The organism is Streptomyces sp. DG1A-41, assembly GCF_037055355.1.
Taxonomy (GTDB): Bacteria; Actinomycetota; Actinomycetes; order Streptomycetales; family Streptomycetaceae; genus Streptomyces.
The window spans coordinates 2,018,698-2,043,866 of the sequence record NZ_CP146350.1; the positions used below are offsets into that span (position 1 = coordinate 2,018,698).

19 protein-coding genes and 2 pseudogenes are annotated in these 25,169 nt (G+C 70.8%); 11 read left to right on the plus strand and 10 right to left on the minus strand.

Going from position 1 to position 25,169, the window contains the following annotated elements; all coding sequences use genetic code 11:
• Positions 1-915 (minus strand): glycoside hydrolase family 16 protein, encoded by a 915-nt coding sequence (locus tag V8690_RS09510; RefSeq protein WP_338777283.1) that lies wholly within the window; start codon positions 913-915, stop codon positions 1-3.
• 190 nt (positions 916-1,105) lie between these two features.
• On the minus strand, positions 1,106-1,762 hold the full coding sequence (locus V8690_RS09515; RefSeq protein ID WP_338777284.1) for a GAP family protein: 657 nt from the start codon (positions 1,760-1,762) through the stop codon (positions 1,106-1,108).
• A 145-nt stretch (positions 1,763-1,907) separates the two neighbouring features.
• Between V8690_RS09515 and V8690_RS09520 the strand changes: the two genes are divergently transcribed.
• Genes V8690_RS09520 through V8690_RS09530 form a run of 3 tightly spaced genes read left to right on the plus strand, consistent with a single transcriptional unit; the run spans position 1,908 to position 4,658 of the window.
• On the plus strand, positions 1,908-2,831 hold the full coding sequence (locus tag V8690_RS09520) for an ABC transporter ATP-binding protein (RefSeq protein ID WP_338777285.1): 924 nt from the start codon (positions 1,908-1,910) through the stop codon (positions 2,829-2,831).
• A gap of 17 nt (positions 2,832-2,848) precedes the next feature.
• The gene (locus V8690_RS09525; RefSeq protein ID WP_338785299.1) at positions 2,849-3,604 is read left to right on the plus strand and encodes an ABC transporter permease; all 756 of its coding nucleotides are present in this window, start codon (positions 2,849-2,851) and stop codon (positions 3,602-3,604) included.
• Positions 3,605-3,650: 46 nt separating this feature from the next.
• On the plus strand, positions 3,651-4,658 hold the full coding sequence (locus V8690_RS09530; RefSeq protein ID WP_338785300.1) for a COX15/CtaA family protein: 1,008 nt from the start codon (positions 3,651-3,653) through the stop codon (positions 4,656-4,658).
• Here V8690_RS09530 and V8690_RS09535 read toward each other — a convergent pair.
• From V8690_RS09535 to V8690_RS09545, 3 genes are all read right to left on the minus strand, one after another.
• Positions 4,655-5,761, minus strand: a complete 1,107-nt coding sequence (locus V8690_RS09535; RefSeq protein ID WP_338777286.1) for an amidohydrolase family protein — start codon at positions 5,759-5,761, stop codon at positions 4,655-4,657. The two genes, V8690_RS09530 and V8690_RS09535, sit on opposite strands and share 4 nt — an antisense overlap.
• Before the next feature lie 176 nt (positions 5,762-5,937).
• Entirely contained in the window at positions 5,938-6,270 is a 333-nt protein-coding gene (locus V8690_RS09540) for a hypothetical protein (RefSeq protein WP_338777288.1), read from the minus strand.
• Between the two features lie 58 nt (positions 6,271-6,328).
• A complete protein-coding gene (locus V8690_RS09545; RefSeq protein WP_338785301.1) occupies positions 6,329-7,246 on the minus strand; it encodes a heme o synthase in 918 nt (305 codons plus the stop codon).
• Positions 7,247-7,629: 383 nt separating this feature from the next.
• Here V8690_RS09545 and tkt point away from each other — a divergent pair.
• From tkt to pgl, 5 genes and pseudogenes are all read left to right on the plus strand, one after another.
• A pseudogene (gene tkt, locus V8690_RS09550) lies at positions 7,630-9,716 on the plus strand (transketolase).
• A gap of 34 nt (positions 9,717-9,750) precedes the next feature.
• Entirely contained in the window at positions 9,751-10,869 is a 1,119-nt protein-coding gene (gene tal / locus V8690_RS09555; RefSeq protein WP_338777290.1) for a transaldolase, read from the plus strand.
• Positions 10,870-10,873: 4 nt separating this feature from the next.
• Entirely contained in the window at positions 10,874-12,397 is a 1,524-nt protein-coding gene (zwf, locus tag V8690_RS09560; RefSeq protein WP_338777292.1) for a glucose-6-phosphate dehydrogenase, read from the plus strand.
• Positions 12,394-13,512 (plus strand): glucose-6-phosphate dehydrogenase assembly protein OpcA, encoded by a 1,119-nt coding sequence (gene opcA / locus V8690_RS09565; RefSeq protein ID WP_338777295.1) that lies wholly within the window; start codon positions 12,394-12,396, stop codon positions 13,510-13,512. The genes zwf and opcA overlap by 4 nt, the downstream gene beginning before the upstream one ends.
• Positions 13,509-14,294, plus strand: coding sequence for a 6-phosphogluconolactonase (gene pgl / locus V8690_RS09570; protein WP_338777296.1), 786 nt, complete (start codon positions 13,509-13,511; stop codon positions 14,292-14,294). The genes opcA and pgl overlap by 4 nt, the downstream gene beginning before the upstream one ends.
• A 148-nt stretch (positions 14,295-14,442) precedes the next feature.
• Here pgl and V8690_RS09575 read toward each other — a convergent pair whose 3' ends face one another.
• The 5 genes from V8690_RS09575 to V8690_RS09595 all read right to left on the minus strand — a co-directional run bounded on the left by V8690_RS09575 (position 14,443) and on the right by V8690_RS09595 (position 21,092).
• A complete protein-coding gene (locus V8690_RS09575; RefSeq protein ID WP_338777297.1) occupies positions 14,443-15,282 on the minus strand; it encodes a carbohydrate ABC transporter permease in 840 nt (279 codons plus the stop codon).
• Positions 15,279-16,640, minus strand: a complete 1,362-nt coding sequence (locus tag V8690_RS09580; RefSeq protein WP_338777299.1) for an ABC transporter permease subunit — start codon at positions 16,638-16,640, stop codon at positions 15,279-15,281. The genes V8690_RS09575 and V8690_RS09580 overlap by 4 nt, the downstream gene beginning before the upstream one ends.
• 6 nt (positions 16,641-16,646) lie before the next feature.
• The gene (locus tag V8690_RS09585) at positions 16,647-17,972 is read right to left on the minus strand and encodes an ABC transporter substrate-binding protein (protein WP_338777301.1); all 1,326 of its coding nucleotides are present in this window, start codon (positions 17,970-17,972) and stop codon (positions 16,647-16,649) included.
• 37 nt (positions 17,973-18,009) lie between these two features.
• Positions 18,010-19,668, minus strand: coding sequence for a glycoside hydrolase family 13 protein (locus V8690_RS09590; RefSeq protein ID WP_338777303.1), 1,659 nt, complete (start codon positions 19,666-19,668; stop codon positions 18,010-18,012).
• Positions 19,669-19,820: 152 nt separating this feature from the next.
• On the minus strand, positions 19,821-21,092 hold the full coding sequence (locus tag V8690_RS09595; protein ID WP_338777305.1) for an ABC transporter substrate-binding protein: 1,272 nt from the start codon (positions 21,090-21,092) through the stop codon (positions 19,821-19,823).
• A gap of 121 nt (positions 21,093-21,213) precedes the next feature.
• On the opposite strand from V8690_RS09595, the gene V8690_RS09600 reads away from it, so the two are divergent.
• From V8690_RS09600 to V8690_RS09610, 3 genes and pseudogenes are all read left to right on the plus strand, one after another.
• Positions 21,214-21,729 carry a PadR family transcriptional regulator gene (locus tag V8690_RS09600; RefSeq protein ID WP_338777307.1) on the plus strand — a complete coding sequence of 172 codons (516 nt, stop codon included), beginning with the start codon at positions 21,214-21,216 and terminating at the stop codon, positions 21,727-21,729.
• A pseudogene (locus tag V8690_RS09605) lies at positions 21,726-22,482 on the plus strand (ABC transporter ATP-binding protein). The gene V8690_RS09600 and the pseudogene V8690_RS09605 overlap by 4 nt, the downstream one beginning before the upstream one ends.
• A gap of 70 nt (positions 22,483-22,552) precedes the next feature.
• Positions 22,553-25,087, plus strand: coding sequence for an FtsX-like permease family protein (locus V8690_RS09610; protein ID WP_338777309.1), 2,535 nt, complete (start codon positions 22,553-22,555; stop codon positions 25,085-25,087).
• Positions 25,088-25,169: the final 82 nt, after the last annotated feature.

The window sequence follows — 25,169 nt, forward strand, 5'->3', positions numbered from 1 at the left end:
TCAGACGGTGTCCTCGAAAGACACTCCCCGCGACCGGTAGTCGGCGACAGCCGCCTGCACATCGGCCGGGCTGAGCAGCTGGTCCCGGACGAAGTAAACGTAGTCGACCTTCTCCTCGTACGCGCGTGTCTTACGGCTGTTGATCCCCAGCAGGTTGATCAGCCAGTGGTTGAAGCGGATGCTCATCGTCGACTCGGGCAGGTACGGCTCGCTGTGCCTGGCGAAGAGCCGGCCGTCGATGTAGTAGGTGATCGCCGTGCTGTCGACGGTGATGACCAGGTCGTGCCAGCCGGCGAAACTCGCACGCTCCTGTGTGGTGACGTGCTCCTCCTGCGGCGGGTCCTCCGAGTACGTCTCCCAGGAGCTCGCCAGCAGGGCACTGCCGGTGATGCCCCATCCGCCGTTGGGCAGGTACTCGAAGTCGAGCTCGCTGTAGGCCGGGTCCATCGGGTAGTTCAGCGGTGAGATGGTGAAGAACGTCTGCACCATGCGGTCGCCGTCCGGTCCGTAGATCGGCACGTCGCTGAAGCGGACCCGCGCGGCGTAGGTGCCGTACAGGAACTTGCGCTGCTGGTAGATCTCGGTGTGCTCGGTGCCGGACGCCGTGCCGTTGGTGCCGGAGCGCATCGTCATGACGGAGTTGCCGGACTCGGTGGCGAAGGTGATGTTCTGCGGCCTCCACGTGGCACCGGGCACGCCCGGCCCGCCCTGGCCGGACCGCAGGGTCCAGCCGCGCTGGGTGAGCTGCGGATCCGTGTAGTCGGTGTAGTTGAAGTCGTCGAACAGTGCCGGTCCGACGACGGGCTGGGCGGCCGCGCGCGGGCTGGGAAGGACGACTAGGGCTGCGCACAGCAGCCCCCATGCGACGAGGGCGGCAGCGGCCCTCATCCGGAAGAGCACGGCGCATCTGATCATGGGTCAACTGCCTTTCTGCGGAAGGAAGACGACGTCCGCGTCCCACCCCGGGCGGACCACGGCCAGTGAAGCATCGACAGAAGATCGGTATACGCCGGATACATCCGGCTCACCCGAACAGCCCAAAGAGCACGGTTTGCAGGATTGCGTGATCCGGGACGACGGAGCCTCCGCTGGGGTCGTGGCCGTCTCAGCGCAGACGTGCGGCGCCCTTGATGGCCAGGTAGACGCCGAAGACCAGGCAGATGACCATGCCGATGGCGCGGGTGTGCCGTTTCGCCGCGGCCAGCATCGGAGTGAGCAGCGCTTGCGCCTGGGCAGGGGCGATCAAGTACAGCCCGAGCGGCACGAGTACGGCGAGCAGCGCCAGCACCACGACGATCGCCAGGACGACGACCTGGTCGGCCGTCGATACGGAGTCGGCGAGGGCGATCTCCTTCACCGCGGGAACGAACAGCGCCAGGCTGGAGAAGTTCACCGCCATGAGGCCGGCCCCGAGCAGAGCACACGCCCTGGTACTGGTGACGGCGTGGCGCGGGTGGCGGTGTGATGTGCCGACTGCGGGTCTGAGCGCGGTGCGCACTGCCAAGAGCAGCAGGAGCGCACCGAAGACGAGGTCGACGACCGGCGAGACCCTGAAATGCCCCTGGCCTCGGGCTCGGTGGAAGAGAACGAGTCCGGCCGCCCCGATGACGGCGAGCGGAACCGCGGCTCCCGCCGTGAACGACCCCGCTCGCCAGCGGGGGCGGACCGGGTCGGAAAGGAGCACGACGGCTGCCACGAAGAGAGCCGGGCTGAGCGCGGCTCCCAGAGCCAGTGGCAGGACTTCGGCCAGCAGTGTCGTCACGAGGTCAGTCAACGCCGACGGGTGGGCCGTGCCGGTGCGGACACGCCTGGCCCGGCCACGGCATCACCCGGAGAGGACCGGGACGGAGGAGGGGATCGACAACCCGCCCGTCCGGGGAGGTGGGCGCGTACCTAGACTCGGGGCCATGCGAAGTGAGCCCGTGGTCCAGGTCCAGGCCCTGGTGAAGCGGTACGGCACGAAGACCGCGGTGGACGGGCTCGACCTGGTGGCCCGGGAGGGTGTGACCGCCGTGCTCGGCCCCAACGGGGCGGGCAAGACGACCACGGTCGAGACCTGCGAGGGGTACCGGAAGCCGGACTCCGGCACGGTGCGCGTCCTGGGCCTCGACCCGGTCAGACAGTCCCAGGACCTGCGGCCCCGCATCGGCGTCATGCTCCAGTCCGGCGGCGTCTACTCGGGCTCCCGCGCCGACGAGATGCTCCGCCATGTCGCCAAGCTGCACGCCCACCCCCTGGACGTGGACGCCCTCATCGAACGCCTGGGCCTCGGCTCCTGCGGCCGTACGACGTACCGGCGGCTGTCGGGCGGGCAGCAGCAGCGGCTCGCCCTCGCGATGGCCGTGGTCGGGCGGCCCGAGCTGGTGTTCCTGGACGAGCCGACCGCCGGGCTAGACCCGCAGGCCCGCCGCGCCACCTGGGACCTGGTCCGGGACCTGCGCGCGGACGGGGTCTCCGTGATCCTCACCACGCACTACATGGACGAGGCCGAGCAGCTCGCCGACGACGTGACGATCATCGACGCGGGCCGGGTCATCGCCCAGGGCTCCCCGGAGGAGCTGTGCCGGGGCGGCGCCGAGAACACGCTCCGCTTCTCCGGCCGCCCCGGGCTGGACGTCGGCTCGCTGCTGAAGGCCCTGCCCGCCGACTGCTCGGCCGCCGAGCTGACGCCGGGTTCGTACCGGGTCGTCGGCAAGGTCGACCCGCAACTGCTCGCGACGGTCACCTCCTGGTGCGCCCAGCACGGCGTGATGCCGGAGAAGATCTCGGTGGAGCGGCACACCCTCGAAGACGTTTTTCTCGAGCTGACCGGCAAGGAGTTGCGCTCGTGACCGCCACCGGCACCGGGATGTACACGCCGAAGCCCGGCGCGGCGCCCCTCCCCCGCATGATCGCGGCCCAGGCCGTACTCGAGACGAAGATGCTGCTGCGCAACGGCGAGCAGCTGTTGCTGACCGTCGTCATCCCGACCCTGCTCCTGGTGCTCTTCAGCACCGTGGACATCGTCGACACCGGTGCCGGCGAGGCCGTCGACTTCCTCGCCCCCGGCATCCTCGCGCTCGCGGTGATGTCGACCGCGTTCACCGGCCAGGCCATCGCGACCGGCTTCGAGCGCCGCTACGGCGTCCTGAAGCGACTCGCCGCCTCGCCCCTGCCCCGCTGGGGCCTGATGACGGCGAAGACGCTGTCCGTGCTGGTCACCGAGGTGCTCCAGGTGATCCTGCTGACGGTGATCGCCTTCGCGCTCGGCTGGTCGCCGCACGGCAACCCGTTCGCCGTCCTGCTGCTCCTGGTCCTCGGTACGGCGGCCTTCTCGGGCCTCGGCCTGCTGATGGCCGGGACGCTGAAGGCCGAGGCGACGCTCGCCGCCGCCAACCTGGTGTTCCTTCTGCTGCTCGTCGGCGGCGGGGTCATCGTGCCGCTCGACAAGTTCCCTTCCGCCGCGCAGGACGTGCTCGGCCTGCTGCCCATCTCGGCCCTGTCCGACGGCCTGCGGGACGTGCTCCAGCACGGGGCCGGGATGCCCTGGGCCGATCTGGGGATCCTGGGCGTCTGGGCGGTCGTGGGGCTGGCGGCGGCCGGACGGTTCTTCCGCTGGGAGTAAGGCCATGACGGACCCTCGTGAAAGCGTGCACAAGCGGCGTCCTACGATGGGCCGCGTGCCAAAAGTGACCCGCGCCGACGCCAGGGCGGCCCTGCGCAACCCCCTCGCCTTCATCGCCGAGCGCTGGACCCCGGAACCCCGGACGGTCCAGCGCGCGGCCCTCTCCGCGATCGTGATGTCGGTGCTCATCGTGGTCACCGGCGGAGCGGTACGGCTGACCGGCTCGGGCCTCGGCTGCCCGACCTGGCCCAAGTGCACCGAGGACTCGCTCACCGCGACCAGCGCGATGGGCGTCCACGGCGCCATCGAGTTCGGCAACCGCATGCTGACGTACGTGCTGTGCGCCGCCGTCGGCTGGGCGATCATCGCCGCGCGATCCCAGAAGCCGTACCGGCGCGGCCTGACCCGGCTGGGCTGGGCGCAGTTCTGGATCGTGATGAGCAACGCGGTGCTCGGCGGCATCGTCGTGCTGGTCGGTCTCAACCCGTACACGGTCGCGGCCCACTTCGTGGCGACGTCCGCGCTCATCGCGGTGGCCACGGTGATGTGGCAGCGCACCCGTGAGGGCGACGCGCCGCCGCGCCCGCTGGTCGGCAAGGCCGTGCAGCAGCTGGTGTGGTTCCTGGTCGCGGCGGCCGTGCTGCTCATCCTGGTCGGCACGGTGGTCACCGGCGCGGGCCCGCACGCCGGCGACTCCAGCGAGGTCGAGCGGATGCCGGTCGACTGGGAGACGGTGAGCAAAGTGCACGCCGTGCTGGCGTGGATCGTGGTGACGCTGACGTTCGCCCTGTGGTTCGTCCTCAAGGCGGTCGACGCGCCGAGGAGCCCGCTGAACCGCACCCGCGAACTGTTCCTGATCCTGCTCGCGCAGGGCGTCATCGGCTACGTCCAGTACTTCACGGACCTGCCCGAGGTCCTGGTGGGCCTGCACATGTTCGGCTCGGCCGTGATGTGGATCTGGGTGCTGCGGGTGGTGCTGTCGTTGCGCGAACGGCCGGAGATCGTGGCCGACGTGCCCGGTCCCGCCCCCGAGGCGACCCTGACGAAGGCCTAGTCCAGCCCGTACACCCTGCCCGCGTTGCCCGACGCCAGCATCCCCGCCACACGCTGCGCGTCGGCCAGGGACCACGCGCCCTCGGCGACCCAGGTGCCGAGCACCCGGCCGAGAGCCTCGCGGAACAGCCGGGCGCCCACGACGTGCAGCTCGGGCAGCCCCTGGGCGCCGGTGGAGAAAAGGATCTTGCCGAAGGGGGCCAGCTCCAGGATCTCCGCGAGGACGGTCGCGGCCCGGGCCCCGGTGCGGACCAGGGCGGCGCCGCAGTCGACGTAGACATGCGGGAAGACACCGGCCAGGTGGGCGGCGTGCCGGTGGTACGGGTAGCCGTGCAGCAGGACGAGGTCCGTGCCGAGACCGGCCGTGGCCCGTACGAAGTCCGTCAGCAGCACCGGATCCGTACGGTCGATCCTCAGACCCGGTGCGCCGAGCCCCGCGTGCAGCTGGAGCGGCAGGCCCGAGGCGACGGCGCTCCACAGCAGGTGCCGCAGCAGCACGGGGTCGCTCAGCTCCCCGCCGACACCTCGCCCCGCGAGCCAGCGGCCGACGGCCCCCCGCACCTCCCCCGGCCCGGGCGGCTCCGGCGCGAGCACGAGGCCGTGCCGTACGCCCGCGACCGAGGTGAAGGCGACGGCGTTCGCGGCGGCGGCGTGCACGGACTCGGCGAGGTTGGTGAGGAAGGACTCGACGGTCCCGGAGGTGTCGGCGACCTGCTCGGCGAGCAGCTCCAGCCGCACGATCTGGCGGGCCTCGGCGGCTCCGGCGGAGGCCAGTTCGCCGGGTTCGGTCAGGTCGCCGGGCAGGCCCGTGTCGACCAGGTACGTCGTGATGCCGCTGCCGCGCAGAAGCCGGCGGGCGGACTCCAGGACGCCCAGTTCGCGGCGGCGGGCCAGGTAGCGGGCGGGCGCGCAGTGCGGTTCGAGGCCGAGCAGGGGCGGGCACCAGCGCCTCACGGCGAAGCCGGTCTGGGTGTCGAAGAGGGTGGTGCCGGGGGCGGGCGGACCCTCCGTGCGGGAGAGGTGGGCCTCGAAGGTGCCGAGGCCCAGCTCCGTGCGGAGTACTCCGTGGCAGTACTGGTCCACTAGGGACGGCGTTTCGATCATCCGGGCTCCCCGGGGTGGACCCTGTTGTTCCTAAGGGTCCTAACGGGTGAACCGGGCTGAGGTCGCGGTCCCGGGGCGGGGTGCCAGTGTTGCTCGGCGGGTGCGGGCCGTGTGTGGCTGGTCGCGCCCACGCGGCGGAGCCGCAAAATCGATACAGCCCCGCGCCTCCAAGAAGGTCAGTCGTTCTTCGGGCCGCCTACCTGGATCCCCGCCATGCGCGACCACTCGTAGCGGCCCGTCTTGGCCTTCGCGGCGAATTCGCCGTCGAAGGACTCGTGGGCGGTGATGCCCGACTTCTCCACCGCCTTCTCGGCGATCTCGTACGACGGGGCCATTAGGTCGCCCCAGTTGCCGTCCTCGCCGACCAGGACGATGCGGGCGCCGCGTTCGCCGAGGTAGGCGACCTGGCCCTCGGCACCGCCGTGGGCCTTGGAGAAGGAGCCGATCTGCTTGGCGAGCCGGGCCGCCTTGCGCTCGGCCTTCGGGTCGACCTGCTGTGTGTCTGCCATGACAGGGATGCTACTCACGAGTAGATCGACTGGCGAGAGCAGGGCCCTGTGACGTACGTCAGCGCAGGAAGGGGTCGACGGCGACCGCCACGAACAGCAGCGAGACGTACGTGATCGACCAGTGGAACAGGCGCATCTCCTTCAGCTTCGCGCCCGTCACCTCCGCCTTCGCGCGGTTCTGGAGACCGTGTGCCTCCCAGAGCCAGAAGCCGCCCGCCAGCAGGGCGACCGACGTGTAGAACCAGCCGGTGTAGCCGAGGGGGGTCAGCAGGAGCGAGACGGCGACCATGACCCAGCTGTAGATCACGATCTGCTTGGCGACGACCTTGTTGGAGGCGACCACCGGCAGCATCGGCACGCCCACGCGCGCGTAGTCCTCTTTGACCTTCATGGACAGCGGCCAGTAGTGCGGCGGCGTCCAGAAGAACATGACGAGGAAGAGGATGATCGGCGCCCACGACATGGAGTTCGTGACCGAGGACCAGCCGATCAGCACGGGCAGGCAGCCGGCGATGCCGCCCCACACGATGTTCTGCGAGGTACGGCGCTTGAGGATCATCGTGTAGACGACGACGTAGAAGAGGAGCGCGCCGAGGGAGAGCCAGGCGCTCAGCCAGTTCACGGTGAGGCCGAACAGCAGCGTCGAGGCGACGGCCAGGGTGATGCCGAAGGCGAGGCACTCCCGCGGGCTGACCATGCCGGTGACCAGCGGCCGCTGCGAGGTGCGGTCCATCAGGGCGTCGATGTCGCGGTCGATGTACATGTTGAGCGCGTTGGCGCCGCCCGCGGACATGTAGCCGCCGACGCAGGTCAGCAGCACCAGCGTCAGGTCGGGCACGCCCTGCTGCGCCAGGAACATCACCGGGACGGTGGTGATGAGCAGCAGCTCGATGATCCGCGGCTTGGTGAGAGCCACGAACCCCTTGACACGGGCCCCGAACGGCCGGTGGGCCGGGCTCTGGTCCGTCCCGATCATCCCCGCTGGACGGGATTCAACGGCCGTCACGCACACCCCTACAGAGACATCCCAGCAAGCCTCACCCGTGTGAAGTCCCGGTAAAGGCTCGCGCGTACCACGCCACTTTAGACGTTGCCCAGAGTCGGACATTCGCGGGGGTCGGGTCGTGTTGGCGGGCGGCTTCCGAAGGGCGCGTGGCAGCTCGATTGAGCACCCGGATGAGCGGCTCCGTATTCACTTGCCGAATGGGATACGGCCCAGGCAGGAGGCGGATCCAAGCGAGTCCCGGCACTCGGGAGTGACTCGAAAGAACGCACGTCCCACGGGGGTAGGCTCGGCTGCGGCCGGTGGACGCCCCGATACACCGGCATCCGACATGTGGAGAGGAGCCCTGACCCAGGGTGAGCACCAAGCCGACCACAACAGACCTCGAGTGGACCGAGTTGGACCAGCGGGCCGTCGACACCGCGCGTGTCCTGGCCGCCGATGCCGTACAGAAGGTCGGTAACGGCCATCCGGGTACGGCGATGAGCCTCGCGCCTGCCGCCTACACCCTCTTCCAGAAGGTGATGCGGCACGACCCGGCGGACGCCGACTGGGTCGGGCGGGACCGCTTCGTGCTGTCCGCCGGCCACTCGTCCCTGACCCTCTACACCCAGCTGTACCTGGCCGGCTTCGGCCTGGAGCTGGACGACCTGAAGTCCTTCCGCACCTGGGGCTCGAAGACCCCCGGCCACCCCGAGTACGGGCACACGACCGGTGTGGAGACGACGACCGGCCCGCTCGGGCAGGGTGTCGCCAACGCGGTGGGCATGGCGATGGCCGCCCGCTACGAGCGTGGTCTGTTCGACCCGGAGGCTCCCGCGGGCGAGTCCCCCTTCGACCACTTCATCTACTGCATCGCCGGCGACGGCTGCCTCCAGGAGGGCATCTCCGCCGAGGCCTCCTCCCTCGCGGGCCACCAGAAGCTCGGCAACCTGATCCTGCTGTGGGACGACAACCACATCTCGATCGAGGGCGACACCGAGACGGCCGTCTCCGAGGACACGGCTCTGCGCTACGAGGCCTACGGCTGGCACGTGCAGCGGGTGCAGCCGCAGGAGAACGGCGACCTGGACCCGGCCGCGATCTTCGAGGCGATCCAGAAGGCCAAGGCCGTCACGGACAAGCCGTCGTTCATCGCGATGCGCTCGATCATCGCCTGGCCGGCCCCGAACGCGCAGAACACCGAGGCCGCGCACGGCTCGGCGCTGGGCGAGGACGAGGTCGCCGCGACGAAGCGGGTGCTGGGCTTCGACCCGGAGCAGAGCTTCGAGGTCGCGGGCGAGGTCATCGAGCACACCCGCAAGGCGCTGGAGCGGGGCCAGGCGGCCCGCGCGGTGTGGGAGAAGGCGTACCAGCAATGGCGGGACAACAACCCCGAGCGCGCCGCCGAGTACGACCGGATCGCGGGGGTGAGCTGCCCACCGGCTGGGAGGACAAGATCCCGGTCTTCGAGGTCGGCAAGGGCGTGGCCACGCGTGCCGCCTCCGGCAAGGTCCTCCAGGCCCTCGGCGCCGTGATCCCCGAGTTGTGGGGCGGCTCGGCCGACCTGGCCGGCTCCAACAACACCACCATCGACAAGACCAGCTCCTTCCTCCCGGCGGACAACCCGCTGCCGGAGGCGGACCCGTACGGCCGCACGATCCACTTCGGTATCCGCGAGCACGCGATGGCCGCCGAGATGAACGGCATCGCGCTGCACGGCAACACCCGGATCTACGGCGGCACCTTCCTGGTCTTCTCCGACTACATGCGCAACGCGGTGCGGCTGTCGGCGCTGATGCACCTGCCGGTGACGTACGTGTGGACGCACGACTCCATCGGCCTGGGCGAGGACGGCCCGACGCACCAGCCGGTCGAGCACCTGGCGTCGCTGCGCGCCATCCCGGGCCTGAACATCGTGCGCCCCGCCGACGCCAACGAGACCGCCATCGCCTGGCGCGAGATCCTCAAGCGCTGGACGAAGGAGTTCGGCAAGGGCCAGCCGCACGGTCTGGCGCTGACCCGTCAGGGTGTGCCGACCTACGAGCCCAACGACGACGCCGCCAAGGGCGGTTACGTCCTGTTCGAGGCCGACGGCGGCGAGCCCGACGTCATCCTCATCGCCACCGGTTCCGAGGTGCACGTCGCCGTCGAGGCGCGCGAGCAGCTCCAGGGCGCCGGCGTGCCCACCCGCGTGGTGTCCATGCCGTCGGTCGAGTGGTTCGAGCAGCAGGACCAGGGGTACCGGGACAGGGTTCTGCCGCCGTCCGTGAAGGCCCGGGTCGCGGTGGAGGCCGGGATCGGCCTGACGTGGCACAAGTACGTCGGGGACGCCGGCCGCATCGTCTCCCTGGAGCACTTCGGTGCTTCGGCCGACGGCAAGGTCCTTTTCCGCGAGTTCGGCTTCACTGCAGAGAACGTGGCCGCCGCCGCGCGGGAATCGATCGCCGCAGCTCAGCGCTGACGCTCATATACGACACGTAGGAGATGGAATTTCCATGACAGACGCACTCAAGCGCCTCTCCGAGGAAGGCGTCGCGATCTGGCTGGACGACCTGTCGCGCAAGCGGATCACGTCCGGCAACCTCGCCGAGCTGCTCGACCAGCAGCACGTCGTGGGCGTCACCACCAATCCGACGATCTTCCAGAAGGCGATCTCCGAGGGCGACGGCTACGACCAGCAGCTCTCGGACCTCGCCGCCCGCAGGGTCACCGTCGAAGAGGCCATCCGCATGATCACAACGGCGGACGTCCGCGACGCCGCCGACATCCTGCGCCCGGTCTTCGACGCCACCGGCGGCCAGGACGGCCGGGTCTCGATCGAGGTCGACCCGCGCCTGGCGCACAACACCAAGGCGACGGTCGCCGAGGCCCGCCAGCTGGCCTGGCTGGTGGACCGGCCCAACACGCTCATCAAGATCCCGGCCACCAAGGCGGGCATCCCGGCGATCACCGAGACGATCGGCAGCGGCATCAGCGTCAACGTCACGCTGATCTTCTCGCTGGAGCGCTACCGCGAGGTGATGGACGCCTACCTGGCCGGTCTGGAGAAGGCGAAGGCCAAGGGCCTGGACCTGTCCAAGATCCACTCGGTGGCGTCCTTCTTCGTCTCGCGCGTAGACACGGAGATCGACAAGCGGATCGACGCGCTCGGTACCGACGAGGCCAAGGCGCTGCGCGGCAAGGCCGCCATCGCCAACGCCCGTCTCGCCTACCAGGCGTACGAGGAGGTCTTCTCCACGGACCGCTGGAACGCCCTGGAGCGCGAGGGCGCCAACAAGCAGCGGCCGCTGTGGGCCTCCACCGGCGTGAAGGACAAGGCGTACAAGGACACGATGTACGTCACCGAGCTGGTCGCGCCGAACACGGTGAACACCATGCCGGAGGCGACCCTGTACGCCGCCGAGGAGCACGGCGAGATCACCGGCAACACCATCGCCGGCACGTACGAGCAGGCCCGCGCCGACCTCGACGCGGTCGAGCAGCTCGGGATCAAGTACGACGACGTGGTCCGGCTGCTGGAGGACGAGGGCGTCGAGAAGTTCGAGGCGTCCTGGACCGACCTGCTGAAGTCGACCGAGGCCGAGCTTCAGCGCCTCGCCCCCTCGGAGGGCTGAACAGGTGTCGAGCAGCAACCCGCTGCGTGACCCCGCGGACCGACGGCTCCCGCGTATCGCGGGGCCGTCGGGCCTGGTCATCTTCGGCGTCACGGGCGACCTGTCCCGGAAGAAGCTCATGCCCGCGGTGTACGACCTCGCCAACCGGGGTCTGCTGCCGCCGGGCTTCTCACTGGTGGGCTTCGCCCGCCGCGAGTGGGCGCACGAGGACTTCGCCCAGGAGGTCCACGACGCGGTCAAGGAGCACGCCCGCACGCCCTTCCGCGAAGAGGTCTGGCAGCAGCTCATCCAGGGCATGCGCTTCGTGCAGGGCACGTTCGACGACGACGACGCGTTCGAGCGGCTGCGCTCCACGATCGAGGAACTGGACAAGGCACAGGGCACGGGCGGCAACTTCGCCTTCTACCTGTCCGTGCCGCCGAAGTCCTTCCCGGTGGTCATCCAGCAGCTGAAGAAGCACGGACTGGCCGACCAGAAGGGCGGCTCCTGGCGGCGCGCGGTCATCGAGAAGCCGTTCGGGCACGACCTGAAGTCGGCCGAGGAGCTCAACAAGGTCGTCCACGAGGTCTTCGCCCCGGACCAGGTCTTCCGCATCGACCACTACCTGGGCAAGGAGACCGTCCAGAACATCCTGGCGCTGCGCTTCGCCAACACGATGTTCGAGCCGATCTGGAACCGGTCCCTCGTGGATCACGTGCAGATCACCATGGCCGAGGACATCGGCATCGGCGGCCGGGCCGGGTACTACGACGGCATCGGCGCCGCCCGCGACGTCATCCAGAACCACCTGCTCCAGCTCCTGGCGCTCACCGCCATGGAGGAGCCGGCCTCCTTCGACGCGGACGCGCTGGCCGCCGAGAAGACCAAGGTGCTCGGCGCGGTGAAGCTGCCGAGGGACATGGGCCGGGACACCGTGCGCGCCCAGTACGCGGCCGGGTGGCAGGGCGGCACGAAGGTGCGCGGCTATCTGGAGGAGGACGGCATCAACGCCTCCTCCAAGACCGACACCTACGCGGCGATCAAGCTGGAGATCGACAACCGCCGCTGGGCGGGCGTCCCCTTCTACCTGCGCACCGGCAAGCGCCTGGGCCGCCGCGTCACGGAGATCGCGGTCGTCTTCCAGCGGGCCCCGCACTCCCCCTTCGACACGACGGCCACCGAGGAGCTGGGCTCCAACGCGATCGTCATCCGCGTCCAGCCCGACGAGGGCGTCACGGTCCGCTTTGGCTCGAAGGTCCCCGGCACGTCGATGGAGATCCGGGACGTGTCGATGGACTTCGCGTACGGCGAGTCCTTCACGGAGTCCAGCCCGGAGGCGTACGAGCGTCTCATCTTGGACGTTCTCCTCGGAGACTCGAACCTCTTCCCGCGTACCGAGGAGGTCGAGCTGTCCTGGAAGATCCTCGACCCGATCGAGGAGTACTGGGACAAGAACGGCAAGCCCGCCCAGTACCCGGCCGGTACCTGGGGGCCCGTCGAGGCGGACGAAATGCTCGAGCGACACGGACGGAGCTGGCGCCGGCCATGAAGATAGACCTCACGGACACCACAGCCAGCAAGATCAACAAGGCGCTGGTGCAGGGCCGCCGGGCGATCGGCACCCCGGCGGTCGGGATGGTGCTCACGCTGGTCATCGTGACCGACGAGGAGAACGCCTACGACGCGCTGAAGGCCGCGAGCGACGCCTCGCACGAGCATCCCTCGCGCACGCTCGTGGTCATCAAGCGCGTCTCCCGCTCGCCCCGCGACCGTACGCAGTCCCGCCTGGACGCGGAGGTCCGGGTCGGCGCGGACGCCGGCACCGGCGAGACGGTGGTGCTCCGGCTGTACGGCGAGGTCGTCGACCACGCCCAGTCGGTGGTGCTGCCGCTGCTGCTGCCGGACGCCCCCGTGGTGGTGTGGTGGCCGGTGAACGCGCCGCTCGACCCGGCGAAGGACCCCCTGGGTGCCCTCGCCCAGCGCCGCGTCACCGACACGTACGCCTCCGAGCAGCCGGTACGGGACCTGGCCACCCGGTCCGGCACCTACACCCCCGGCGACACGGACCTGTCCTGGACCCGCATCACGCCCTGGCGTTCCATGCTGGCGGCCGCCCTCGACCAGGTCACCTGCGAGGTCAGGACCGTCGAGGTGGAGGGCGAGGAGTTCAACCCGAGCTGCGAGCTGCTGGCGATGTGGCTGGCGGACCGGCTTGACGTCCCCGTGAAGCGCTCTCTGTCCGGCGGGCCCGGTCTGACCGCGGTCCGCATGGACACCAGCTGCGGCGCGATCACCCTGGACCGTGCCGACGGGTCCCTCGCGACCCTCTCCATCGAGGGCCAGCCCGACCGTGGAGTGGCGCTCAACCGCCGGGACACGGCCGAGCTGATCGCGGAGGAGCTGCGGCGGCTGGACCCGGACGACACCTACGCGTCGGCGCTGCGGTACGGGGTGGACCGGCTGAAGGCGTCCTGGTCGGCTCAGGTGGCGAAGGAAGAGCCGGTGGCCAAAGGAGAGCCCAAAAGCGGCGAGCGAGCACGGCTCGCCCTCCCCTCTCCCGTCGAAACGGCTGCGAAAGCACCCGCTTCGGAAGCGACGGCGGAGGCACCGGTGAAGCAGGACCCGCCCAAGCTGGAACCGGTACGGAAGGCGACGACGAAGTGAGTACGGCACCGCAGCTGGTCGTCCACCGCGACAAGGAGCTGATGGCGCAGGCCGCGGCGGCGCGGCTGATCACCAGGATCGTGGACGCGCAGGCCTCCCGGGGTTCGGCGTCCGTGGTGCTGACGGGCGGCCGCAACGGCAACGGCCTGCTGGCCGCCCTGGCCGCGGCGCCCGCCCGGGACGCCGTCGACTGGAGCCGGCTCGACCTCTGGTGGGGGGACGAGCGGTTCCTGCCCGAGGGCGATCCCGAGCGCAACGTCACGCAGGCCCGGGAAGCACTGCTCGACTCGGTGCCGCTGGACCCGAAGCGGGTGCACGCGATGCCCGCGTCGGACGGCCCCTACGGCGACGACGTGGACGCGGCGGCGGCCGCGTACGCGGAGGAACTGGCGCGGGCGGCGGCCCCGGAGAACCACGGCCCCGTGCCGACGTTCGACGTGCTGATGCTGGGCGTCGGCCCGGACACGCACGTCGCGTCGCTGTTCCCGGAGCTGCCGGCGGTCAGGGAGACCGACCGCACGGTGGTCGGCGTCCACGGCGCGCCGAAGCCGCCGCCGACCCGGGTCACGCTGACGTTGCCGGCGATCCGTTCGGCCCGGGAGGTGTGGCTCCTGGCCGCGGGTGAGGACAAGGCCCAGGCCGCGGCGATCGCGCTCTCGGGCGCGGGGGAGATCCAGGCGCCGGCGGCAGGGGCGTACGGCCGCAGCCGGACGCTGTGGCTGCTGGACGCGGCGGCGGCTTCCCAACTGCCACGGTCGCTGTATCCGCCGGCTTCGGCCTGAGGTACCAGGGGCTTCGCCCACCCGCCACCCGAAGCGGTCAGCCAGGAGGCTGGACTCGCCAGTCGCCCCTTCGAGGGCAGTTTCGGGTGGCGGGTGGGCATAGGCGGGGGTCAGGGGGCGGAACCCTCTGGGCGGGCATCGGCAGCGGCTACTTGACCGACCCCGCCATGACCCCCTGCACAAAGTGCCTCTGGAACGCGAAGAACACGACGACGGGCACGACCAGGGACACGAACGCCCCGGGTGCCAGGACATCGATGTTGCTGCCGAACTGCCGTATCTGCGACTGGAGTGCCACCGTCAGCGGCTGCGAGGAACTGTCCGCGAACAGCAACGCCACCAGCATGTCGTTCCACACCCACAGGAACTGGAAGATGGCCAGGGAGGCGATCGCCGGCCGCCCCACCGGCAGCACGAGCCGCGTGAAGATGCGCCACTCACTGCCCCCGTCCATCCGCGCGGCCTCCAGCATCTCCTTCGGCATCTCGGCGAAGTAGTTCCGCAGCAGGAACACCGCGAACGGCAGCCCGTAGGCCACGTGGAACAGCACGACACCGGGAATCGTGCCGAACAGCCCCAGCTGCCCGAACAGTTTCGCGACCGGCAGCAGCCCGATCTGCACGGGCACCACCAGCAGCGCGACCACGACGAGGAAGATCCCCTCGCGCCCGGGGAAGTCCAGCCACGCGAAGGCGTACCCCGCGAGCGCCGCGATCACCACGACCAGCACCGTCGTCGGCACGGATATCAGCACCGTGTTCCAGAACGCCTGCGTGATCCCGGCGTTCTCCAGCAGCGACGAGTAGTTGTCGAAGGACAGTTGCCCGGGACTGGTGAACACCGTCCACCAGCCACCCTTCGCCGTGTCCTCGGCGGACCGCAGCGAGGACAGGAACAGCCCGGCCAGCGGCGTCATCCACACCAGGCCCACCACCACGAGGAAGGCCTGGACGACCCCGCTGCCCAACCCGCGCCGAACCGCGTTCATGGCTGACTCCTTCGGAAACGGCGGACGTTGAACACCATGGCCGGAACCACCAGCAGCAGGAGCAGCACACCGAGCGCGCTGCCGAGGCCCTGGTTGTTGCCGCCTCCGAACGACACCAGCCACATCTGCGTCGCGAGCACGGTCGCGTCCTCCTGCACCGGCCCGGGCGCGATGATGTAGACGAGGTCGAAGACCTTCATCACGTTGATCACGAGGGTGATGAACACGACCGTCAGCACCGGTGCCAGCAGTGGCACGGTGATCCGCCGGAAGATCTGCCACTCGTTCGCGCCGTCCATCCGCGCCGCCTCCAGCGCGTCCCGCGGCAGCGCCGACAGGCCCGCCCCGATCAGCACCATGGCGAAGCCGGTCCAGATCCACAGGTACGCGCCGATGATCGCCGGTGTGACGAGCGCCGGTCCGAGCCAGGAGACGCCCTCGTAGGGCGGGGCGAAGTTGGACGACGGCAGTCTCACCTCGTACGAGCCCGGTTCGAGTCCCTCGAAGCGGAAGGAGCCGTCGGACGCGGTGGTCGCCGTGGCGACGGCCTTGCCGTCGCGCACCGCCTCGACCTTCATCTGGGGCAGTCCGCTCTCCCGCCGGTCGACCTTGCCCTGTTCCCCTCCCCCGCCGGGCGTGAAGTCCAGGTAGACCACGCCGCGCAGTTCGTCGGGGCCGGCCTTCTGCCCCGCCGCCGCGTACGCGGGCCGGGTCCCGCCGGGCAGGTCGTCGGGCAGCACCCCGACCAGGCCCAGCGTCACCGCGTCGCCGGGGGACACGCTCGTGCTCGTGCGGTACGACCCGTCCTTGTCCTTGGTCAGGCCCTGCCCGTCACGAGCTCGGGCCGTCGGGTACGAGGACTCCGCCTTGAAGGCGTCGTGGACGGAGACGACCGCGGCGTTCAGGACGCCCTTGTCCGGGTCCTCGTCGTAGGCGAGCCGGAAGATGATGCCGGCGGCGAGGAAGGAGACCGCCATAGGCATGAAGAGGAGCAGCTTGAAGGCCGTGGCCCAGCGGACCTTCTCCACCAGGACGGCCAGGATGAGCCCGAGTCCGGTCAGCAGGGCCGGGGCCACGACGACCCAGATGGCCGTGTTGCGGACGGCCGTGAGGGTCGCCGGGTCGCGGAACATCTCGGTGTAGTTCTCGCCGCCGACGAAGGTCGTCCCGGAGGCGTCGAAGAAGCTGCGGCCGACGCTGAACAGCACGGGGTAGACGACGAGCGCGCCGAGCAGCAGCAGCGTGGGCAGCACGAACAGCAGGGCGATGATCTTGCCGCGCCGCCGCAGTCGCCGGGTGCGGTCGGCGACCGTGACGGGCGGTGGGGGGTTCGTCTCCTTGACGAGGGTCGCTGTCATGGCGGATCAGTCCTGGTACGCCTTGGCCGCCGCGGCCTCCAGCTTCGCCGCGGTGCCCTTCGGGTCCGACGGGTCGCGCAGGAAGTCCTGGAGCAGCTTCCACTCGCCGGCGCCCTTGGTGCCGCCGAAGGCCGCCGGGGCCTGGTCGGACATGTCGAAGCGGACCGAGTCCCCGGCCTGCACGAGGGACTTGGCGGTGGCACGGGTGACGTCGTCGCCGTAGGAGGCGAGGTCGAGCTTCTTGTTCGGGGAGAGGAAGCCGCCCGCCTCCGCCCACACGGCCGAGGCCTCCGGGGTCGCCAGGAACTCCAGGAGGGCCTGGGCGGCCTTCTGGTTCTTGCCGTCCTTGAGGACGACGGCCGCGTCACCGCCGCTGACGACCGGCGCCTCGCCACCGGCGACCGCCGGGAACGGGAAGAAGTTGGCGTCCTCGCCGACCTTCTTGCCGAACTGGTCCTTGGCGACGCCGGCGACGAAGTCGCCCTCGTAGACCATGCCGGCCTCGGGTTCCGGCCCGAACACCTTCTCCACCGAGCCGGGGAAGTCGGTGTTCAGGGCGCCCGTCTGGCCGCCGGCGATGAGCTGCTTGTCCTTGAAGAGCTTGCCGAGCGTGGTGAGGGCGTCGACGACCGACGCGTCGGTCCACTTCAGCTTGTGCTCGGCGAGGGCGTCGTACTTCTCGGGCCCGGCCTGGGAAAGGTAGACGTTCTCGAACCAGTCGGTGAGAGTCCAGCCGTCCTGACCGGCGACGGAGAACGCGGCGAGACCGGAGTCGGACACGGTCTGCCCGGCCTTGAGCATCTCGTCGTAGGTCTTCGGCGGCTTCACACCGGCCTGGGCGAGGGCGTCGGGGCTGTACCAGACGGTCGACTTGTGGGCGGCCTTGAAGTAGAGGCCGTAGAGGGTGCCGTCGACGCTGCCGTACTCCTTCCACACGGGGGCGTACCCCGCGTCCACGGCCTGCTCGGTCTTCTTCGACAGCGGCTTGAGCCAGCCCTTCTGCGCGAACTGCTTGAGCACGCCGACCTGCGGGACCATCACGACGTCGGGGGCGTTGCCGCCCTCGATCTTGCTGCCGACGACGGTGGAGACGTTGTCTCCGGTGGACACGAACTGCGTCTTGGCGCCGGTCTTCTCGGTGAAGGCGTCCAGCACCTTCTGGAAGTTCTTCTGCTCGGTGCCGGACCAGACACCGGCCACGGTGATCGTCTGGCCGCTGAGCGCCTTGTCGCCGCCACCGGCCGAGACGGGGCCGCCGCCGCAGGCGGTCGCGCCGAGCGCCAGGACGAGGGCGGTGCAGCCGGTGAGCAGGGTGGTACGTCGTCGCATCATCGTTGATGTCCCTTCGGGGAGTTGACTTGCGGGGCGTTCAGGAACGGATCCACCAGGCGGCCGTCGACCCGGAGAGCACTCCGGGCGCGCAGGGTCCGCTGGCGAGCAGGGGGGTGCCGGAGACCGGCGCGGGAGTGGGGGCGGTACCGAAGTTGACGGCACATACGAGGTCGTCACCGCGGGTGAAGGCCAGGACGCCGGGCGGGGAGTCCAGCCAGCGCAGTGTGCCTTCGCCCAACTGGGGCAGGGCGGCGCGCAGTTGGAGGCCGTCGCGGTACAGGTGCCAGAAGGAGCGGGTGTCGGCGAGGGCCCGGTCGGTGGCGTACTCGGCGAAGTACTCCGGCTGCGGCAGCCACGGCTTGGCGCTCTCCTCACCGGAGGTGAAGCCGAACGGCGAGGCGTGGCCCGACCAGGGCAGCGGCACCCGGCAGCCGTCGCGGATCCGGGCCCGGCTGCCGGTACGGCGGAAGATCGGGTCGGTGAGCACGTCGTCGGGCAGGTCCACGACCTCCGGCAGGCCGAGCTCCTCGCCCTGGTAGATGTACGCGGCGCCGGGCAGGGCGAGCATCAGCAACGCGGCGGCGCGGGCGCGGGCGGCACCGACTCCGCTGCCCTCGGTGGCGGGTTCGCCGTAGCGCGTGACGGTGCGGACCTGGTCGTGGTTGTTGAGGACCCAGGTGACGGTCGAGCCGGTCCCGGCGATGTCCTGCATGGCCTCGGAGATGACCTTCCGGAAGGCGTCGGGGTCCCACGGGGCGCTGAGCAGGTCGAAGAAGAAGGCCTGGTGGAGTTCGTCGGGGCGGACGTACTGGGCGTGCTCGCGGGCGGTCGGCACGGACACCTCGCCGACGAGCAGGCGTTCGCAGCCGTCGCGCTCGGTGTACTCCTCGCATATGGAGCGCCAGCGCCGCCACACGTCGTGCACCTCGGGCTGGTTCCAGGCGAGCGGGTTGACCGAGTCGCGGGTGCGGGCGTCGGCCTCCGGGTCGTCCGAGTCGGGCAGTTCCGGGTGCTTGAAGAGCCCGGCGGCGACGTCGATGCGGAAGCCGTCGATGCCCCGGTCCAGCCAGAAGCGGAGGATGCGGTCGAACTCGGCGGCGATCTCGGGGTTGCGCCAGTTCCAGTCCGGCTGCTCGGGCGCGAACATGTGCAGGTACCACTGGCCGGGCCGTCCGTCGGCCTCGGCCACCCGGCTCCAGGCGGGGCCGCCGAACATGGAGTGCCAGTTGTTGGGCGGCTCGGATCCGTCCGGGCCACGGCCGTCGGCGAAGTGGAAGCGGGCGCGGGCCGGGCTGCCGGGCGGGGCCGCGAGCGCCTCACGGAACCAGGGGTGCTCGCTGGAGCAGTGGTTCGGGACGATGTCGAGCAGCACCTTGATGCCGAGCCGCCGCGCGGCGCCCACCAGCAGGTCGAACTCGTCGAGGTCGCCGAAGAGCGGGTCGACGTCGCAGTAGTCGGCCACGTCGTAACCGTGGTCGTGCTGCGGCGAGGGATAGAAGGGGCTCAGCCAGATCCCGTCGACGCCGAGCTTCTTCAGATACGGCAACCCGGCCCGGACTCCGGCGAGATCGCCGACGCCGTCACCGGTGCTGTCCAGGAAGCTGCGGACATAGACCTGATAGATCACTGCGTCACGCCACCAGTGGTGCCTGTTCAACCCATCGACCTGTCTCTGAGGAGGGCAGCGGTTATGCATGCATGTTAAGTAGGCGTGTCGAGAGGGTGTCAATGAAAAGGCAGAAGGTATTGAGAGGTTGAGGTGGTGCAATACGGGGCGTATCAGACATATTTCAGCCAGATGAGACGTCCGCGTTACCTAACAAGTAAGTAGAGGACTCGCCGACTGCGCTACCGGCGCGAGATGACGGCGAGTTCCCGTGCCAGGCGCCGCACCGCCGCCGCGGGCGTCTCGTGCCCGGCCAGCGCGTCGTGCACGACCGCCTGCACGACCAGGCTGACCTGGTCGTAGCGCGGGCTCTTGGGGCGCGGCGCCGCCGCGAGCACGCTCTCGCGCAGGGTCGGCAGGTACGGGAACCTGCGGATGAGCGCGGGGTCCTCGTAGAGATCGGCCCGGACGGGCGGCAGCGCGCCGCGCGTGAGGACCTGGCGCTGGACGCGCTCGCTGGTGAGGTACGCGATCAGGCGGGCGGCCGAGTCGGGGTGCCGCGCGTGCGCACTGACGGCCAGGTTGGAGCCGCCGAGGACACTCGTCCCCGGCCCGTCCGGTCCCGGGAGGGGGACCGCGCCGACCTTCCCGGCGACCTCGGAGCCCGGGGCGGAGGCGCCGACGTAGGCGTACGGCCAGTTCCGCAGGAAGAGCAGCCGGCCGTCCTGGAAGGCCTGCTTGGACTCCTCCTCCTTGTACGCCAGCGCTTCCTTCGGGATCCAGCCCTCGCGCACCCCCCTCACCAGGAACCCGATGCCCTCACGGGCCTCCGCCGAGTCGACGGTGACGCGCTCGCCCTCGTCGCCGAGGATCGAGCCGCCCGCCGAGTAGACGGCCTCGGCCGCGTTGACGGTGAGGCCCTCGTACGGCAGGAACTGCCCGGCGTAGCCGTCGAGGCCGTACTTCGGGGCGATGGTCTTCGCGTACCGCTCCAGCTCCGCCCAGGTGCGCGGCGGCTCGACGCCCTCCTTGGCGAGGATGTCCTCGCGGTAGAGGAGAAGGCCGGCGTTGGTGACGTACGGGACGGCGTAGAGCTGTCCGTCGTAGGTCGCCGTGTCCACGACCGGCGGGAGGAAGGTCTTCAGGGGGAAGCGGTCGCGCGGCAGCGGCCGGATCCAGTCCGCCGCGGCGAACTCCGAGGTCCAGTTGACGTCGATGTTGAGCACGTCGAACCGGCTGCGGTCGCCGTCGCGCAGATCGGTGACCATCTGCGCCTGGGTTTCGTCGGCCGAGTCCGGCAGCTCGACGAGGGTGACCTTTTCGCCGGGATGGGTGCGGTTCCAGCCCTCCAGCAGGGGACCGAGGTAGCCGGTAAGGTCTCCAGCGGTCGCGACGGTGAGCGGCCCGCGGCCACCGCCGGCGGGCCCTCCCGACTGCGCTCCGGCGGCAACATAACCGGTCAGGACCACGACGAGAACGAGAAGGCCCCTACCCGCGGCATGGATCCACCGCATAGGTTCCTCCCTGTACACCGGCGGCGGGCACCCTTGCCCGGAACAGAGGCCATGTATACCTGTTAGGTATGGGCGATACTAGGGCCTGGAGCACATTGGACCGGACAGGAGGACTGCACGCGTGCGCCTGCCCCTCCTGGCTCTCCTCGCCCGCGGACCCGCCCACGGCTACGAGCTCAAGCAGGACCTTGAGCAACTGCTGGGCTCCGCGTACCCTCAGCCGAACGTCGGCCAGATCTATGTGACCCTCGGCCGCCTCGAGAAGTCGGGACTGATCGAGGGCGAGGACGTGGCGCAGTCCAGCCGGCCCAACAAAAAGGTCTACCACCTCACCGACGCCGGTCGGGAGGCGCTGCGCGCCTGGTTCGAGGATCCCGAGGACGAGCCGCGGGTGCGGGACGAGTTCTTCATGAAGCTGGCGCTCGCTCCGCAGACCGGGCTGGCCGACCAGATCTCTCTGATCAACCGGCAGCGGCGCCAGTACCTGAACACCATGCGGCAGCTGTCGAGGCTGGCCGCCGCCGAAGACCGCGACAACCGCATCGCCCACCTGCTGATCGAGGGCGCGATGCTGCACCTGCAAGCCGATCTCGACTGGCTGGAGCGGTGCCAGGAAGAGCTGGAGGAGCTGGAGTGAGCGACGACCGTCCCGCTCCTGTGCTGCGCGCCGAGGGGCTGGTGAAGACGCACCACGGCGAGGGCGCGCCCGCCCATGCCGTGCGCGGGGTCGACCTGTGCGTACGGCCCGGCGAGTTCGTGGCGATCACCGGCCCGTCCGGCGCGGGCAAGTCGACGCTGCTGCATCTGCTCGGCGGCCTCCAGCGACCGGACGCGGGCAGGATCTGGCTCGACGGCGAGTCCACCGACACCTACAGCGAGGCCCGCTGGGCGGTGGAGCGCAGGAAGCGAATCGGAATCGTCTTCCAGTTCTTCAACCTCGTGTCCAACCTGTCCGTCGCCGACAACGTGGAGCTGCCCGCCCTGCTCGCCGGGACCTCGCCGAAGCAGGCCCGGGCCGAACGGGAGCAGCTGCTGGCGGAGCTGGGCCTTGTGGGCAAGGAGCGCAGCCTGCCGGGCGAGCTGTCCGGCGGCGAGCAGCAGCGCGTCGCCCTGGCCCGGGCCCTGGTCAACCATCCCCCGCTGCTGCTGGCCGACGAACCCGCGGGCAGCCTCGACAGCAAGGGCACCCGCGAGGTGATGCGGCTGCTGTCCCGCTTCCACCAGCGCGGCCAGACGATCCTGCTGGTCACTCATGACGCGCGGCTGGCGAGCGCCGCGGACCGGGTGATCAGCTTCTTCGACGGCCGCATCGCCGACGACGCGGAACTCGACGGCGGCACCCCGCCGCGCCGGGCCTGGCATATCCGGTGTGCTGGAACTCCGGGACTGACATGCGGGTGAAGGACTGACATGCGGGTGTACGACGACTGCCCTGTGGCCGGACCGAGAGGCTGAGGCCCGTGCGAGCCACCCTGCGCTGGGCGCACTCCGATCTGCGCACGCACCGCGGCGAGGCGCTGTTCCTCGTCCTCGCCACTGCGGGCATCGTCGCCTCCCTGCTGCTGGCCACGGCCCTGTTCGGGTACGCCACCAACCCCTGGCAGCGGGTGTTCACGCAATCCCACGGCGCGCATGTGTGGCTGCACACCGACACCGCGGCCGACACCGGGAAGCTGGCCGAACTGGACGGCGTCGACTCCGTCGCCGGCCCGTACCCCACCGCCGCCGCCACCGTAGCCTCGCGCGGCAGCCGCGCCGCCGTGGAACTGCGCGGCACTCAGGAACGGCCGTCCGTGGGCCGCCCGCCGGTCGTCTCCGGCCACTGGCTGGACCCCGCGACCCCGAACGGTGTGGTCCTGGAGAGCCGCCTCGCCCGCGCGCTGCTGGCCGAGCCCGGCGACACCCTCACCGTGCCCGGCACCGCCCGGGAACTGACCGTCGTGGGCCTCGCCGACAGCGCCGAGCCACGCTACCGGCCCGGTGAGCAGCCGGGTCTGGTGTGGGCGCTGCCGTCGGCCGTACCGGATCCCGGCGGCCAGGTGATCGGGCTGCGGCTGACGGACCCCGGCGACACCTCCTACGTCGTCCAGCGTGCCGTGACCGTGCTGGGCGCCGGGGCGATCGGGGAGGTGTCCACCTGGCAGCAGGCCCGCGCCGAGGCGCAGGGCGACAACCGGCTCCTCGGTCAAGTGCTGGGCCTGTTCGGGCTGGGCGCGCTGGTCGCCGCCGGGCTCGCCGTGCACGGGGCGATCGGCACCCGCATCCGCGGCCACCTGCGGGACCTCTCCGTGCTGAAGGCGATCGGCTTCACCCCCGGCCAGGTGGTCCGTGTCTTCCTGCTCCAGCACCTCGCCTACGCCCTCCTGGGCGCCGTGGCCGCTGCCGCGCTCGCCGAGGCTCTGGGCAGCCGTATCCCGGGGCGGCTCGGGGACGCGGTCGGGGTGTGGCAGGGGCTGCCCGGGCACACGGTGGCGCTGTTCGTGATACCGGTGGGCGCGGTGCTGTTCATCGGCGCGACCACCGGGCTGGCCGCCTGGCGGGCCGGACGCGTGCCGCCGGTGCCGGTGCAGAGGCCCGCGGCGGCGCTCGGCGGGCGGCTGACCGGGGCGAACCCGAGCCGGGCCTGCGGACCGGTCCCCGCGGCGGCTGAGCCTGTCCGGCAGCCGACCGGGACGACGAGCCAGGACCCCGAACCGCACCCCACAGCGGCCGCACCTGACCGGCAGCCGACCGCGACAACGCCCCAGGCCTGCCGCCCACAACCCGCAGCGACACCGCCTGGCAAGCGGCTGGCCAAGGCCCTGCGCCGGGTCCTCGGGCTGCGGCCCGCGGCGCCCCGGACCGGGCAGCTCTCCGACCTGGCACGCCGCGCCCTCGGGGCGCGGGTTCCGCCCGCGCTGGTGCTGGGCTGGCACAAGGCGTTCACGCGCCGCCCCCGGTCCCTCGCCACCGTCGCCCGCCTCACCCTGCCGCTGCTGCTGATCGTCGTGGCGATGAGCGCGTGGACCACCATCGACCGCTTCCACAGCGCACCCGAGCAGATCGGCCTGCCGACCGCTCTCAGCGTCCGCGCCGACGCCGGCCTGAACGAGCGGCAGACCCGCGCTCTCCTGGAACGCGACCCGGAGGTGGCCGCCGCCTACCCCGGCGTCGAGACGGCCGCCCTGGTCCCGGGCCAGACGGCGACCATCGCCCTGCGCGGCCTCGGCACCGCCCAGGCCCCCTACCCGTACACCCTCGCCGAAGGCCGCCCCGCCCGCGGCGCCGACGAGGCCGTGGCCGGGCAGGGACTGCTCGACCTGCTGGACGTGCGTGTCGGCGACTGGGTGCGGATGACGGTCGGCGACCAGCCGCAGATCCTGCACATCGTGGGCCGCAGCATCGAGCCGGAGAACGCCGGCAGGGTCATCTCAACGTCCCTCGACAGCCTCCGCGCCAACGACCCCGGGCTCCGCCCGACCCTCTACGAGCTCCGCCTGGATCCCGGTGCCGACCCCCGGGAGGTCGCCGACCGGCTGGCCACGGCCGGGCGCGGACACCTGGACGTGCACACCGTGACCAACCCCGCCGACGGGCTCTCCCCGCTGCGCGCGGTCGTCGCCGGGCTGATCGCGGTGCTCGCCCTCATCGGGCTCATCGAGCTGCTGACCGCGATCGGCGGCACCGTCCGCGAGAGCGAACGGGACCTGCTCGCGCTGAAGGCCATCGGCCTGTCCCCCCGGCAGATCACGGGCATCACGGTCACGGCCACCGGCTGTTCGGCGCTGGCGGCCGTACTCGCCGCCACCGCCCTGGGCCTGCCGCTCGCCCACTGGCTGATCGACGCCCAGGGCAGATCGAGCGGCATCGGCGCCGGGATCGCCCAGGGCCCGTCCGCCCCGTTGATGCTGCTGCTCGGGGCGGCGGCGGTGCTCTGCGCTGCCGCGCTGGCCGCCGTACCCGCGGCCCGGGCGGCCCGCCGCCGGCTCGCGGACACACTGAGCGCGGTCGCCTGACGAACTCCGGATCCCTGAGCCTCGGCGCGGGCGGTGATTGAGCGTCGGGAGTCCGCGGGAAGCGGACGGCGTGCTGCCGCCC